13 protein-coding genes are annotated in these 15,907 nt (G+C 35.3%); 7 read left to right on the top strand and 6 right to left on the bottom strand.

Translation table 11 applies throughout. The features are described from left to right. Positions 1–239: 239 nt before the first annotated feature. Positions 240–611, bottom strand: coding sequence for a CoA-binding protein (locus IPK35_10275; protein ID MBK8053633.1), 372 nt, complete (start codon positions 609–611; stop codon positions 240–242). 356 nt (positions 612–967) lie between these two features. Here IPK35_10275 and IPK35_10270 point away from each other — a divergent pair, with 356 nt between their 5' ends. Then, the gene (locus IPK35_10270) at positions 968–4,108 is read left to right on the top strand and encodes a gliding motility-associated C-terminal domain-containing protein (GenBank protein MBK8053632.1); all 3,141 of its coding nucleotides are present in this window, start codon (positions 968–970) and stop codon (positions 4,106–4,108) included. A 218-nt stretch (positions 4,109–4,326) separates the two neighbouring features. Here the strand turns inward: IPK35_10270 and IPK35_10265 are convergent, their stop codons facing one another. Further along, positions 4,327–4,464, bottom strand: coding sequence for a hypothetical protein (locus IPK35_10265; protein ID MBK8053631.1), 138 nt, complete (start codon positions 4,462–4,464; stop codon positions 4,327–4,329). Positions 4,465–4,846: 382 nt separating this feature from the next. Between IPK35_10265 and IPK35_10260 the strand changes: the two genes are divergently transcribed. The 4 genes from IPK35_10260 to IPK35_10245 all read left to right on the top strand — a co-directional run bounded on the left by IPK35_10260 (position 4,847) and on the right by IPK35_10245 (position 7,476). Then, a complete protein-coding gene (locus IPK35_10260; GenBank protein MBK8053630.1) occupies positions 4,847–5,539 on the top strand; it encodes a MotA/TolQ/ExbB proton channel family protein in 693 nt (230 codons plus the stop codon). Positions 5,540–5,594: 55 nt separating this feature from the next. Next, complete coding sequence (locus tag IPK35_10255; protein ID MBK8053629.1) at positions 5,595–5,996, top strand: biopolymer transporter ExbD; 402 nt, start codon at positions 5,595–5,597, stop codon at positions 5,994–5,996. A 6-nt stretch (positions 5,997–6,002) separates the two neighbouring features. Next, entirely contained in the window at positions 6,003–6,419 is a 417-nt protein-coding gene (locus IPK35_10250) for a biopolymer transporter ExbD (protein MBK8053628.1), read from the top strand. Positions 6,420–6,639: 220 nt separating this feature from the next. Continuing rightward, the gene (locus tag IPK35_10245) at positions 6,640–7,476 is read left to right on the top strand and encodes a hypothetical protein (GenBank protein MBK8053627.1); all 837 of its coding nucleotides are present in this window, start codon (positions 6,640–6,642) and stop codon (positions 7,474–7,476) included. A gap of 14 nt (positions 7,477–7,490) precedes the next feature. Here IPK35_10245 and IPK35_10240 read toward each other — a convergent pair whose 3' ends face one another. Further along, a complete protein-coding gene (locus IPK35_10240; GenBank protein ID MBK8053626.1) occupies positions 7,491–8,144 on the bottom strand; it encodes a methyltransferase domain-containing protein in 654 nt (217 codons plus the stop codon). 264 nt (positions 8,145–8,408) lie between these two features. On the opposite strand from IPK35_10240, the gene IPK35_10235 reads away from it, so the two are divergent. Further along, entirely contained in the window at positions 8,409–9,389 is a 981-nt protein-coding gene (locus IPK35_10235; GenBank protein ID MBK8053625.1) for a Gfo/Idh/MocA family oxidoreductase, read from the top strand. A gap of 46 nt (positions 9,390–9,435) precedes the next feature. Here IPK35_10235 and IPK35_10230 read toward each other — a convergent pair whose 3' ends face one another. The 3 genes from IPK35_10230 to IPK35_10220 form a co-directional block, all read right to left on the bottom strand. After that, entirely contained in the window at positions 9,436–11,805 is a 2,370-nt protein-coding gene (locus IPK35_10230) for a ribonucleoside-diphosphate reductase subunit alpha (GenBank protein MBK8053624.1), read from the bottom strand. A 252-nt stretch (positions 11,806–12,057) separates the two neighbouring features. Continuing rightward, positions 12,058–13,035, bottom strand: a complete 978-nt coding sequence (locus tag IPK35_10225; protein ID MBK8053623.1) for a ribonucleotide-diphosphate reductase subunit beta — start codon at positions 13,033–13,035, stop codon at positions 12,058–12,060. Positions 13,036–13,384: 349 nt separating this feature from the next. Further along, complete coding sequence (locus tag IPK35_10220) at positions 13,385–14,329, bottom strand: magnesium transporter CorA family protein (GenBank protein ID MBK8053622.1); 945 nt, start codon at positions 14,327–14,329, stop codon at positions 13,385–13,387. A 973-nt stretch (positions 14,330–15,302) separates the two neighbouring features. Here IPK35_10220 and IPK35_10215 point away from each other — a divergent pair. Next, positions 15,303–15,851 carry a DUF255 domain-containing protein gene (locus IPK35_10215; protein MBK8053621.1) on the top strand — a complete coding sequence of 183 codons (549 nt, stop codon included), beginning with the start codon at positions 15,303–15,305 and terminating at the stop codon, positions 15,849–15,851. Positions 15,852–15,907 lie beyond the last annotated feature (56 nt).

The raw sequence follows: 15,907 nt of genomic DNA, 5'->3' as shown, positions 1-15,907 counted from the left end.
ACTTAACTAAACGGCATTGGGTTTTAGTTCAACAAAAGGGTTTTCACAAACGATTTCTGAATAAAATTAAACATACTATGCAATTATTTTTATTTTCAATATTGCGTCCACTCCGAAAACAATTATTTTATGATAATCAACCATTTTTTTCCCAATCCCTAAAGGGAAACGATTGATTATCAATGCAGTAGAAATTAATATTTTTTCATTTTTTTCATCAAAGACTTTTCAGAGTGGACTCAATATTGCCGTAGATTGAGTAGCACTAAAGTACAAGCCTCTTCAGTCTCTATTCCTTCAGATTCAGCCAGAGATCTTAGTGTATCATTTTCGGTACCGGGATTGAATATAATTCTTTTAGGCTTAAGCCCAAGTATATAGTCAAAATATGGATTTTGGTTTTTGGTGCCGACATAAAGGGTGATTGTATGTATTTCTTCAAAAGCTTCAGGAGTATTCATAATTTCTACGTCCAAAACCTTTCCTTTTTTACGTCCTACAGAAACTACTTCAATTTCGTTTTTACGGAGTAATCTGATAGCCATATTGGAATATCTTTCGGGATTTTCAGATCCACCAAGCACTAAGGTTTTTTTATTTTTGCTGTTCATGTATCATACAACTCAAAATTGGTATAAAGGTTTTCCAGTATTCTAAAGAAAATGTGTAGGAAAACAATTAAAATATGATCAGGATAAATTTGTTTGGCAATAAGATTGGCACATTTTATGTTTTATAAAATTGTAATATTATATGTCAATTTTATTGCTACTAAATAATCTTTTATATCTTTGCGGTAATAATTAATTATAAAATATATTAAACAATATTATTATTTGTTAGTTATTGATTTTAAATTAAATATAAATCGAAAAATGAAGTATTAATTAGAAGGCTGTTCTGTAATGTTTCAAATGTTTTTGTATTGAATTGCTTTTTGAATATACTTATTTATTGTATGATCCTTGTGAGCCGAGTATTTATTTTTATTGTTTCCATTGTTTTACTTACAACAGTAAACACTACATCCCTATTGAGTCAATGTAATTTTTCCAGCGGCCCATTGGGAGAGCTATGTAGCACAGCGTATTATATGTGTGGAAATGAAATTAATAATTATAAAGGCAGACTTAATGATTATAGATCTGTTTCACAACCATGGGGTGCACTTTGTAATAATACTGGTAATTTTGATAATGTTCAGTGGTTTTCATTTACTCCATGTAGTAAATTAGTTACTATAGAAATTTCTATTACAAACTGTACGACAACTTCAAGCGGTAATAATGGTGTACAAGCGGGTTTGTACATTGGATGTAAGAGCAGTTTGTCTGTCGATTGCTCAAAGTCGCCCGGACCTGGAGAACCAGGACTGAAAGGAACTTTTAGAGTATCGTCAGATAAGTTTATTCCTGGCGAACCAGGATTTATTTTTATCGATGGACATGGGGGCTCTGTATGTAATTATGCCTTTAAAGTAATCGAAGGGATTGATACTTCTAAAGTCCAACCTATCGATGCATCACTATTAAAAAAAGGAGGAATTTCTGGCCCAAATGTAGTACAGTGCAGTGATTTAAATAGTGAATTAAACTATTATCTTACTCCTCCTGAAACGCAATTTGCGTTACCATCATCGTGCGGAAACTTAACTTCTCAAACACCTGTTGAAGACAGAATATGTTTTAGTTGGCAGGTAATACCTTTGGAAGGAAGAAGTTTTTTATGGGATGATAGTACCGGATTAGACACTAAAATTAAATTCTCAAAGCCAGGAACCTATACCATTTCAGTATCTACTTCATTTCATCCTTTCTATGGTGGGACTTGTGCTAACGCAGCCGCTGGGGAAATTTTAACCTGGACCGTTACGGTTAATCCTCCGGATACAACAGCCCTACCTCTTATTTCTATTTGTCCCAATACATCATATATATATCAGGGTATTCAGGTCAGTCGGGATACCACACTTTTTGATAGCACTGACCCTTGCAGGGTAAAATCACAAGCATTTAAAGTAGAAAGAAATAAGGAAAATCTAATCGCTAAACAATTAGTATGTCCGGGCGAAGCATTCAGGTTTCAGGGTAAAGATTATTTTAAAGGAACATTTGAAGTCGTCGACATAACAGACTGTGCATTAGTACATAAATTTATCGTGGACGAAAAGTCCGTCATTGAAATAGACGGTGGAACTAAATTTATTTGCTCAGGTCAATCCTATCACTTTCAAGGCAAATCTTATATTGCAGGAAGTCACATCGTAAAAGATGCTGCCAAATGTGATGTTATACATAAGTTTAACGTTGATACTATCAGAATTTCTCTTGGTATGTTTATAGATAACAACATACTTAACTGCAATATTAAGTCTATAAATGCACGAGTTCTATCTAGTACCAATGCTCCAGATCCGTTGACATTTATCTGGAAAAATGCAGCAAACAACAATACGGTGAGCCAAACTACACAGGGTTCCATAACTTTGCCTGGAACATACATTGTCACAGGATCATATCAAGCAAATGGGTCATCATGCACAGCTTCTACAAGTTTTACAATCTCATCAGATCAGAAACTGCCACAAATCACTGCTTCAATACCATCAGTAAGGTGTATCAATGCTAATGAAAAATATCCTGATATCCTTGTAGCTTCTTCAACTCCTCTCGCGTCTTCAGAGTGGATCTTGCCGACAGGACAAAAGCTTCAGGGATTTAGGGCAACAGCAGATTCCATCAATGTAACAACAGGAAAACCTTTTCAATTTAAAGCGATCGGACTGAATGGCTGTCAAACAGACACATCATTTATAGTACCTTATAATTTTAACAAAGCAGCCATTACCCTCACAGGAGATATGCTTACTTGTTACCGACCCAAAGATACCATATTACTTACCACCAATCTGACAGTAGATTCCGTCAGGTGGTACAAAGTACTACCTGATCAGGCATTCTATGGTTCATACCCTGCTAAGCTGTTCCTTGAAGTAGATGAAGTTGGCGTATACAAAGCGGAAGTGATGGCATCTGCAAGTAAATGCTGGAGTTTTGAGCAGATAAATATAAGTGAAAATAAAATAAAACCTGATGTATCTTTAAAGGATGATATCAAATGGCATTGTAATACAACATCGGTTGATATTGAGCCTCAAGTTTCATTGAACTCAAATCTCATTTACACGTGGAGTACGGTCGATGGTACCATTTCAAGTAATCATAAAGATAAAAAGCTAAAAGCATCTTCCGTTGGTACATATTCCTTAAACGTGCTGGACTCCAAAAATGGATGTCAAAAATCAGGTGATATCAAAATTATCAATGACCCAGAAATACCAAAGGACATATTATTGGATGTTAAAGATATATCTTGTTATGGCCAAAAAAATGGCCAGGCTATCGTTACTTCAGTCAAAGGAGGATATGGTCCTTATATCTATAATTTAAATCAAAAAGCGGCAGGAGTTCAGAATATCAATCTGGATAAAGGAGAATACACCATCGAAGTAAGAGATAAATTTGATTGCGCGCACAAAAAGACGTTTAGCATTGCGGAACCAAAATTATTTACTGTAGAAACACCTTTAGAAGTAACTATTGCTTTTAATGGTAGTGCTGATCTTACTTTCACTTCCAACTATCCTGATGACGAAATTGATGAAATAGTTTGGAAAAACAGTAAAGGTACAGTTTTAGGTAATGATTTTGAATTAGTTTTTAATTCATTGAAAAACGATATTATTGTACTCGAAGTTACTACAATACATGGTTGTGTGGCAACAACACGGATTATTGTTACAGTAGAAAATGAATTAAATTTCTTTATACCAAACATTTTTTCTCCCAACAATGATGGCATTAATGATCGGTTGACCATGTTCAAAAACCTGATTCCTATTACCTTCAACCAATATGCGATATTTGACCGATATGGCAATAAAGTTTATCAAACTACTTCCCAGCATTTTAATGAACCAAATGAAGGTTGGGATGGCCAGGTGCAAGGCAGGCCAGTTGAAACAGGAGTCTATATTTTGATTATTGATTATGTAGATTGGGAAGGAAACAGGCAGATTTTCAAAAAAGACATCACTGTAGTCCGTTAATTCTACCTTATCAAATTATCAGGACTTTCCGATTGATTGGGAACTGTTGGGTCAACGCAACAGTTGTGACTGTGTGTATAACAAACTTCACAAATTCAAATTTTCTTCATCTCTACCCTCATTCCCAAGCATAGCTTGGCAGGCACTGAAGAGCTTGTCAAGCTACGCTTGTGACAACCCACCGAGTTTAACCATGTTATTCTCTTTAACCTAAAAATCTAAAATGATAATCTATTACGACCTCCAAATACTGCATTCTGACCTATGAAACTACATGACCATGCCGTCAGGTGTGCTGACGGTTCCTTCACTAAATTGAGCTCCCACTCTATTTTGCTGTAGCACCGTTCAGTCATGCACCATACCGTGTGCAGCTATGCTGTAATGGTGACTACAGCATAGCTGCACACAGTATGATTTGTCGCTAAAAGTGCTGATTTTCTTGTATTTGAAGCTCTCATTACGAATCTCATTTTAGATATTTAGGTTTAAAAAGAACACACATTATAAAAAAGACTTACTCTCAAATTCTATTCCAACCTTACAAATTATAAATATTACACACTTGTGCAATATCGAAGCTATGTCTGTTGCAAAAAACGATAAATGAATAAAAAATGTATGTAAATAAATTATAATATCATAATATTATATTAAATTTGCAAGTATTTTGTGAAGTTCGCAAAATAAAATCTCTTTAATACCGTTCATTTTAACACATTATAGCAAATTATCATTATGATCAACTTAGGTTTCTTTTTATTTCAAGCTCCATCAACAGACGTCACTACTGAGGTCCAATCCCAAAGCATTGTAGATATCATCCTTTCTGGTGGTGTTATGGGAGTGGTAATTGTGGGTATTTTATTTATACTTTCATTTCTCGCATTGTATATTTTTATTGAAAGATGGCTTACAATCGAGAGAGCGGGCAAAATCGATGAAAATTTTATTAACAACATAAGAGGGTCAGTAGCATCAGTAAATATCGAAGGAGCAAAGGCATTGTGTCGAGCTACAGATACTCCTGCCGCCAGGATGATTGAAAAAGGATTGTTAAGAATCGGAAAGCCGTTAAAAGACATTGATGCGGCTATTGAAAACGTAGGCAATCTGGAGGTATTTAAGTTGGAAAAAAATCTATCAACGCTTGCCAGTATTTCAGGAGCTGCACCAATGATTGGTTTTCTGGGAACTGTTACAGGTATGATACTGGCTTTCTACAGTATGTCCACGCAACAAAATGTAACTCCTGCAGTACTGGCGGCTGGTATTTATCAGGCACTCATCACTACTGCATTTGGATTAGTGATCGGTATATTTGCATTTGTTGGATATAATTTGTTGGTGGCCAAAGTTGAAAAAGTAGTATTCCTCATGGAAAAAACTACTATCGACTTTATGGACCTATTACAAGAACCCGGGCACTAAATATTATAATTGATCATTGTTTGCATTTAATTAATATCTAAACAAGTCAATTGAAATGGCAGTAAAGAAAAGAAGTAAAATATCAGCAGAATTTAATATGTCGTCCTTAACTGACATTATATTCTTATTGTTGATATTTTTTATGCTGACATCTAATGCGGTTCAAATCTCTGTCCAACTGCCTAAATCAGACTCAACTGCCGTTGCACCCACAAATCTGCCGATCATGATGCTGGTAGATGGTACCATCACCATTGCTGGCAAGGCATCTTCCATCTCTGATATGGAGAAAGATGTGGCACTGGCAGTAAGAGAAACTGAAAATAAGGAAAACGCTACACTCACTATCATTTCTGAAGTCGGAGTACCATGGGAAAATGTACACAAAGCTATGGCCATTGCCAGCGGACTCAAAATCAAAGCTATCATTGCGACTCAACCTAGTCATAAAAATTAAAAAATCATGGCTGTAAAATCAAGAAGTAAAGTCAGTGCACAGTTCAATATGTCTTCATTAACAGACATTATTTTTCTGCTGTTGATATTCTTTATGTTAACATCATCTATTGTCACTCCCAATGCATTAAATCTTCAGCTCCCTGGCAAAAAAACCAGTCCACCACCACCTAAAGCAAAAAATAAAGTGATCGCTATAAGTACGGATGGGAATTATTCATTAAATGGGGCACCTATCAGTTTTGAAGGTATAAAAAGACAAATGGAATCTCTAAAAAGGATCGATAAAGAAAAGGCTGCGATCGTAGTATCGCCAGCAGCAAAAGCCAGCAATGAAACTGTCGTAGCCGTACTGGATTTAGCTTACAAAATGGAAGTAAGGGCCGTGTTAACAGAGCCAAGTGGGTTCACACAAAAAAATTGATTATTGTATAACAAAACCGAAAGAAAAGTCAATCCCAAATATAAAATCATTTGTAATGGATGATTTTTTGTAGAGGTAAGTCATTCAATATAAAAATTCACATTTTACAATTTTAGCTAACCAGTATAATCATCTTACACCATATATCATCAACCAATTTATTTGAAATGCAGGTATTGATTACTTTTATTTCATATCGTATTTTATCAGGTAAGAGATTATGAATAATACCAAAAATAAAAATAAGAGCCTGATTACAAGCCTTGTGATGCACATACTGCTCATTATTCTTCTTTTATTGCCATTACTAAGCAAAGTGGAGAAAGAAGATCTTCAAGGCATACTCATAACCTTTGGTGACCCTGAAGCCGGTATGGTGGAAGAAGCAACTTCTCAAGAAAATTCCAGTCAGTCTGCAGCTGTGCCTCCCAAAACTATTTCCAGTAATGCACCTCTACAGGAAAATATCAAAACTGATGTCAGAGAAGATGAATCCCCGGTAATAGCAACTGAAAAAAAGGAAAACAAGCCTAAGAATGATGAAAAAAAGCAAAAAAATGACAATGCTGAAGAAATATCCCGTAAAAGATTAGAAGCAGAAAGAACAGCAAGGGAAGCTGAAGAACGAGCTAAAGCAGAAAAAGAAGCACAAGACCGCGCTAATCAAAAGAAAAAGTACTCTGATCTTTTTGGAAAAGGACAAGGAAATAATAACAATACGGGAAATCAGGGAACAGACAAAGGAAGCCCGGATGGAAAGGCCTTGGAAGGAATTACCAAAGGCTCTGGACGTGTTGGTGGTGGGTTGTCCGGAAGAGGCGTTGAGTATGAACCCTCATTTTCTGACAATTCGCAAAAAACAGGAAAAGTTAACCTTTCTATTTGTGTAGATAATACCGGCCGAGTGGTGAAGGCAGAATTTACTCAAAGAGGGTCAACTACTTCAGATGCTTATCTTATTGACCTGGCAAAAAAATCAGCTATGAAATATAAATTTTCGAAGTCTGACAATGAAATGCAGTGTGGTACAGTTTTGGTCGATTTTAAAGTACGGTAATAAAAGCTGTAAATTTACAGCTTTTGAAAGATGACTACTCTTTTACCGTCTGTGTATTTCATTTTTAGTGAATGTGACTTTTCTATATACTTCATAGTATCAAAGTGGTAAAAGCAAACGTGAGTATGATCTCTTATGTAATACCAGTCTGCAAATTTATCCATATCCTGCCAAAATTCTGTCATAACGCCAAGATACCCTCCTGGTTTTAATAGCGAGATCATTTTTTTTATATCGGAATACGGTTGATGAAAATGTTCAAACACCTCCGTTGAAATGATAAAATCATATTCAGTTTTAGGAATTTGTGGATAAAAAAAGGGGTCATACACGTCGCATAGAATATTTTCCCGAGCCAGAAGCTCACTTGTTGTCTTAGATGGTCCGCATCCATAGTCCAGGCCTACATCATACGGGCTGATCCGGTCTAACAAAGGTGTGATTGCTTTTTCCAAAAAAGTAAGGTAACCATCATCTTTTTCACTATTCTGATGAAATTTATATCTTTCTATTTCATCTTTTGCATCCGGTAAAGTCAGACGATCTGCATAAACTAAATTGCAGTTCCTGCAAAAATAATAGTGCCTGATTTTGAAACTAAATGCTGTTTTTTCAACATCAGTATCTAAACAAAGTGGACATTGGAGATTCTGGTCAGCATCATGCATACAAAACTAGTTCTGTATTGTGTGTACAACAAATTGCACTTTTGTGAAAAAAATTAACTTGCTACATTTGCCTATACTTACCCCCAACCCCTGAAGGGGAGACCAGCGCAAATATTGAAAGCATTGGCGTGGGTCGTCCCTTTAGAATGAGGGTAGTGAGGGAATTTAAGTATTTGTGCAGTTTGTTATACACACTTCTGTATTTTATGCACAAAACTAAGGATTTTAGGACTATATTTGTTACTTATAAGATGATAAATTCAGATGAGTAAAAAGATAAAATGGGGCATATTGGGGTGTGGAAGGATTGCGCGCAAATTTGCTGATGATTTAAGTCTAAGTAAGACAGGTTATTTACATGCTTGTGCCTCCAGAGAAAGAGAAAATGTTCAAAATTTTGCAAATAAGTACGGAGCTGTAAAAATGTTTACAAACTATAAAGATCTGGTCAATTGTCGTGAGATCGATGCAATTTATATTGCCACTCCACACTCACATCATTTTGAACATGCAGTTCTGTGTCTTAATGCAAAAAAAGCTGTGTTGTGCGAAAAACCACTCACGGTAAATCAATACCTTACAGATCAACTCTTTGCTATTGCAAAACAAAACAAAGTCCTTTTGATGGAAGCTATGTGGACGGCTTTTCTGCCGGCTATTATCGCAGTAAAAAATGAAATAGAAAAAGGTACAATAGGTCAAGTAAGACATTTGACTGCTGATTTTGGCTTTAAAGGTTCATATGATCCCAAAGGTCGCCTTTACGATAAAAACTTGGCAGGTGGTTCATTATTAGATATCGGAATTTATCCTTTGTTCATTTCATTGTACCTGCTTGGAATACCTGAAAATCTTTATGCATCCGGACACATCATTGAGACAGGTGTCGATGATGAATGTTCCATTTTGCTTCAATATTCAAATAGGGCAACAGCTTCATTGTATTCCACAGTGTCAATGATGACAGATACTAAATGTGAAATATTTGGTACACAAGGCAAAATACTTATACCAGGTCGATTTCATGAACAATCCTGTTATTTCTTAGAAACAGAAAATGGATCTCAAAAAGTCGATACAGGCAAATCCGGTCATGGATATTATCATGAAATTGAGCATTTTAATCAATGTTTGCTCAATAACAAACCAGAAAGTAATATCATGACTTACAAAATGTCCCAAAATTTAGCCAAACTAATGGATCTCACCAGAAAACAAATAGGGCTGACTTATCCTTGGGATTAGTCAGTCCTATTCTATTTGTTTTGTTAGGTTTTATTGAAAGAGAAACTCAACTTCCACACATCAGGCAACCTTCATCCATGTTGCAAACTGCTCCTTCTGCTAAAGCTTGAACTTCTTCGGTTTCCTTTGTTGCTTGCACTCTTTGGTGTTGTTCGTCCAGTGTAAATTTGATTGGGTCAATAGCCGCCTTGCTTCTCAGGTAGTACATACCTGTTTTCAGCCCCTTCTGCCATCCATAAAAATGCATAGAACTCAACTTCGCAAAATTTGGGTTCTCTACAAATAGATTAAGGCTTTGAGACTGACAAATGAATGCTCCCCTATCGGCAGCCTGGTCTATGATTATCTTCTGACTGATCTCATATACCGTTTTGTACAAAGCTTTCAGGTCGGCAGGTATTTCAGGGATATTGGCAACAGATCCGTTGGCAGCCATCAATTTTTGTTTAAGGTTGTCATTCCATAACCCAAGACGTGTCAGATCTTTCAAGAGGTGTTTGTTCACTATAATGTATTCTCCTGAAAGTGTCCTTCTGGTGTAAATATTTGAAGTATAAGGTTCAAAACATTCATTATTACCTAAGATTTGTGAAGTAGATGCGGTTGGCATCGGAGCCAGTAAAAGACTATTTCTCAATCCTGATTTCACCACCTTTTGCTTTAATGTATCCCAGTCATATTTTGCTGAAGGCGTAACACCCCACATATCAAACTGCAAAATACCTTGACTGGCAGGAGATCCTTTAAATGATTGATATTGCCCCAATTTTTCGGCCTGGTCACATGATTCTTCAACAGCAGCGTGATAAATTGTCTCAAAAATATCCTTATTCAATTTTGTAGCCTCCGGACTATCAAATGGCATGCGCATCAATATATATGCATCTGCTAAGCCTTGAACACCAATTCCAATAGGTCTGTGACGGAAATTTGAATTTTTCGCTTCTTCAACCGGATAGTAGTTGATATCAATTATTTTATTAAGATTACGCGTGATCACCTTAGTCACTTCATGCAGCTTTTCAAAATCAAATGATTTTTTATCTTCGTCCACAAACTTTGAAAGAGAGATGGATGCCAGATTACAAACTGCTACTTCATCAGGTGCTGTATATTCTATGATTTCAGTGCATAGATTGCTGGATTTGATGGTGCCAAGATTTTTTTGATTGGATTTTCTGTTGCAAGCATCTTTGTACAAAATGTAAGGAGTACCTGTTTCTATTTGAGACTCCAAAATTGCAAACCACAAGTCTTGTGCCTTGATAGATTTTCTCGCTCTGCCTTCAGATTCATACTTGTGGTACAATGCTTCGAATTCACCACCATAACAATCATGTAGTCCCGGAGCTTCATTGGGGCAGAAAAGTGACCAGTTTCCATTTTCTTTCACCCTTTCCATAAACAAGTCAGGGATCCACATGGCGTAAAATAAATCTCTTGCCCTCAATTCTTCTTTACCGTGATTTTTCTTAAGGTCCAGGAAGTCATAAATGTCGGCATGCCATGGTTCGAGATAGACCGCAAACGCCCCCTTTCGTTTTCCACCACCCTGATCTACATATCTTGCTGTATCATTAAATACTTTTAACATCGGAATTAGTCCGTTGGATGTTCCACCTGTGCCTTTGATATATGACCCTTTTGCACGTATATTATGGACCGATAACCCTATACCTCCTGCAGATTGGGATATTTTTGCACATCTTGATAATGTCTCAAAAATACCCGGAATACTATCATCGGTCATGCTAAGAAGAAAACAAGATGACAATTGAGGCCTTGGAGTGCCCGCGTTGAAAAGTGTCGGTGTGGCATGGATAAACCACTTTTCTGACATAAGATGATAGGTTTCAATAGCAGTATCTATGTCATATCCATGGATACCCACGGATGCTCTCATCAAAAGATGTTGAGGTCGTTCAACCACATCTCCATCCATTCTCAACAGATATGATTTTTCAAGCGTTTTAAAACCAAAATAATCAAAGCTATAATCTCTATCGTATATTATTGCAGAGTCTAAAGAGTCCCCGTGGTGTCTTATAATTTCAATCGTCTGATCTGAAATTAATCCTGCTCTTTGATTTGTTTTTGGGTCAATGTAATTGTAAAGTTTTTCCATAGTAACTGAAAAAGACTTTTCTGTATTTTTATGAAGATTTGATACTGCGATCCGTGCAGCAAGAATAGCATAATCAGGATGTATTGCGGCCATCGTAGCAGCCGTTTCTGCTGCAAGGTTGTCCAATTCTGTAGTTCTGACACCATCAAAAAGGCCTTGTATTACTTTTTTGGATATCTCAATAGGATTAACAAACTTAGAGTTTAGACCATAACAGAGTTTGTTAATTCTGGCTGTTACTTTATCAAAACTTACAGCTTCTCTTTTGTTACTTCTTTTAATTACCTGCATTTTAAAAATTTGTGTTTAGCGATGATTCAATAAAATAGATTGTTACCCTTGAGTAAGTGTCTGGTCATTAAGAAATTTAGAGTATGTTTAAAATTTTTCTTAGTTGCAAATCAAGAGATTATGGTTCTGACGATAAAATAATCAACGCTTTTAGTAAACTAAATAAGGCGATTATTTTGAAGCCAGGGTCATAATACATTGATTTTAAGGTAATAAAAAATTAAACATACTCTTAATATGTAAGTATAAGTCCTAAAAATCCGCTTCTAAAGTAAATACCTGATTTTCTTTCTCAGCCATTACTCCTGCTTTTTGGTAATCTCCTACCCTTTTCTCAAAAAAGTTAGTCTTTCCCTGTAGTGAAATCATATCCATCCAGGGGAATGGATTTTCAACATTATACACTTTTGGATTTCCAAGTGATACCAATAATCTATCTGCCACAAACTCGATGTATTGACACATGAGATCAGCATTCATTCCTATAAGGTTGACAGGCAAAGCATCTGTGACAAATTCTTTTTCTATGACTACAGCATCTGTGATTAAAGCATGGATGGTTTCCTTTGGCAATTTATTGACAATATGGTTGTTGTAAAGCAGGCATGCAAAATCGCAATGCATTCCTTCATCTCTGCTGATCAGTTCGTTTGAAAATGTAAGTCCCGGCATAAGACCTCTTTTCTTCAGCCAGAATATTGAACAGAATGAACCGGAGAAAAATATTCCCTCCACCGCGGCAAATGCAATGAGTCTTTCTGCAAAACTTCCATTGGAGATCCATCTCAGTGCCCAATCAGCCTTTCTTTTTACACAATCAACCGTATCAATTGCATTTAATAAGTAATCTTTTTCAGTATTGTCTTTTATCAATGTGTCTATAAGTAACGAATATGTTTCAGAATGAATATTTTCCATCATGATCTGGAAGCCATAGAAAAACTTAGCTTCGGTGTACTGAACCTCTCTTACCATATTCTCAGCAAGATTTTCATTGACTATCCCATCGCTTGCTGCAAAAAAGGCTAAAACATGTTTTATGAAATGTTTTTCATCATCATTCAATCTATGGTCCCAGTCTGCGACATCCTGATGAAGATCAATTTCTTCTGCCGTCCAAAAACTTGCTTCACATTTTTTATAAAAACTCCAGATATCATCGTGTTCAATGGGAAACAGGACAAATCTTCCCGGATTATCTGTAAGGATGGGTTCATTAGTAATACTCATGGTGCTATTATATTTATTGATTTAATTTTTTGTGGTGTTGCTGAAAAAATAGGTTGAAAGGAATCAGACGGCTTAAAAAAATATTTTTCAGTAACGGGGTGCAAATTAATGAAGAAAAATTACAAAAAAGTGTAATATCAAATACCAAGTTATCCACACAATGTGGATAACTTTACAACACATTAAATATCAGGCCACTATACCATAAAAATATTACATTATATGTGGATAACTTTTAATGCGTAAAAATAAAGAGCTGAAAAACGCAAGAATATATATGAAGAAAATTTTGAATAATTGTTGTAGAGCTGACTTTTATACGAGTAAAACTCATCACTAAAAGGTGTAATTACTTCCTTCGGGAGAAATAATAGACCACACCAAATCCCATAAACACTGAAATAATAATGATAAGTGGAAATGCATATTTCAAACTGCGGAAAGGAAGATATTCAAGATTCATACCATAGAAGCTGGCCACCATGGAAGGCACTAATAATATGATCGTAGCAATGGTAAGTTTATGAATTATGACATTAAGATTGTTGGAAATGATCGAAGCATATGCCTCCATCGTTCCACTTAAGATATTTGTGTAAACATTGGACATTTCCAACGCTTGAGAATTATCAATGATAATGTCTTCAAACAAGTCTGCATAAGGCTCTTCATTTCCAATCTTTAATAAATCTGTCCGTTTTAGTTTCATTTTGAGCAGTTCATTTGTACTTAGACTACTCACAAAATATACCAATGATTTCTCAATTCTCAATAGTTGCTGGAGTTCAGAACTACGACTCGAATTGTACAATTCTCGTTCGATAAGATTCCTCTTGAGGTTAAGTTTTTTTAAACATTCCAAGAATCTGTAAACATTTTGCTCAAATATCTGAAGGACAAACAAATTTTTATCACCAGGATTGAAATTTTTAACTTTATTATCTTCAAACTTGTCCAGAACAGGATTCTCATCAGAACATACAGTGATCACTTGATTTTCCGTCAAAATAATTCCGATTGGGACAGTAATGTAAATAGCTTCACTATCTTTGCCTTCTTCGTTTAAGATAGGACTATTTATAAGTATTAATGTGGAATGGTCTTCTTTTTCAAATCTAGACCTCTCATCTACGTCCAAAGAGTCAGTCAGAAAATCCAGTGGAACATCAAGGCTTACAGCCAAACGATCCAATTCTCCATGTTCAAATGGCGGATAAACATTGATCCATGAAGCATGTGATTGTGATTCTATTTGCTTTAATTCTCCATTTTTTTTTATAAAAAACTTTATCATTCTCCTCAGTATCCATTTAAAAAGATTAAAATTGCAGCAAAAACATGATTTAAAATCACAAATATAATAAAGAAATTGGCAAAAAATCCAAAATTGGAAATTATTCTTGCATGACCATGTTTAATTGGCAAAGTAATTGAGACATAAGTTGTACATTATATTTATTATAAATATATTCTATGAGATCTGTATGCAAAGGCCATTTACCTTCTACTTTGGTCAGTATACCCATACAGGTTTTTAATGGATTACTATTCCTCTAAAATTTACCCACCCTAAATGTGTCCACAAGCCGACGTTTGTGGTTCCTTCATTATTGAGTGAAATCGTTCACTCAATTTGCGTTGCAACCATTCAGTCACCCTTAAAATGGGATGGACAAGTTCGTTCTTTGACTACTATAAGTATTATATCATCAAAAATCAGCAATTTCGGCTTAGAGTATGTTTAAACTTTTATCATTTGGCTCCAAGCGGCAAATTTAATTTTAGGCAGCGTTATATTTTTCGCCGTAACTTCCGGCTACGACTGCAAAATATGCCTTGTCCAAAATTAAATTTTCTCACTTTCGCTCAAACATAAAAATTTAAACATACTCTTATACTAATTTTGTCTGTCTGTTTATTCCAGCACCTTTTTATGGTACTTAATTTATATGAATGGAAGAACAAAAAGCTTAATGATCATTCACCTGCGTTTTTAAGTTTAGGATAACAAAATAAAACTTTATTCTGTCCGTTTAAATATGTCCCGTGATAAACGATGTATAAAAGACATACATATGCTAATTTCATGAGTAGTTAGTTAGCCAATAATTGTGAACCCTGTAAGTGAATAAAATCGTATTGTGAACTTAAATTGAATTAACGATATATTTGATTTCAAAAAAAACATTTTCAAAATTTTACATATTATAATATAATACTATATATTTGTATCATTTTTATAAATTAACATATTGCACATGCAAAAAATGAATCTAATTAAGATTTTAGTATTTGTAAATTTGATTTTGGTAACTTCATGCAGTCCTAAGAATTCAGAAAATCTTGCCAAGCAAGAATCGGATTCAAAAAACACTGAAGTAAGTTCAAAGGGGAGTGAAGTAAAAAAAGATCACTCATCCGAACCAAATGGTGAAAGTGAAATTGTTTTCGCTTTTGACTTCAAAAATGATAAAGTATTGAGTGATGTGCTTGATTTTGCAAAAAGTCAGAATAAACCAGTTTTTTTAGATATCAATGCGATCTGGTGTGCACCATGTAAGCTGATGCAAAGAGATGTTTATACCCACCAGGAAACTGCACAATATTTTAACGATAACTTTATCAACTATAAGGTTGATGTTGATCAAAATGAAGGTCCTGATTTAAAACTAATTTATGATATTACCACTATTCCTACCCTCTTATGGCTTGATAGCAGAGGTCGGGTAATATATAGAAAGGAAGGTGCCTGCTACCATAAGGAGCTTATGAAAAATGCTGAAATTGCCCTCCAAAAAGCGAAAAGCAACCCTTAGGCATTCCATCTTAATTCCGTGCTTTGTGATTTCGAATCAATAATGAATTGAGGAGA

The sequence above is a fragment of the Saprospiraceae bacterium genome (genome assembly GCA_016713025.1).
In the GTDB taxonomy this organism is placed as follows: domain Bacteria; phylum Bacteroidota; class Bacteroidia; order Chitinophagales; family Saprospiraceae; genus OLB9.
The sequence above is the reverse complement of the archived record's forward strand: the minus strand, read 5'-3'. Positions and strand labels throughout refer to the sequence as shown.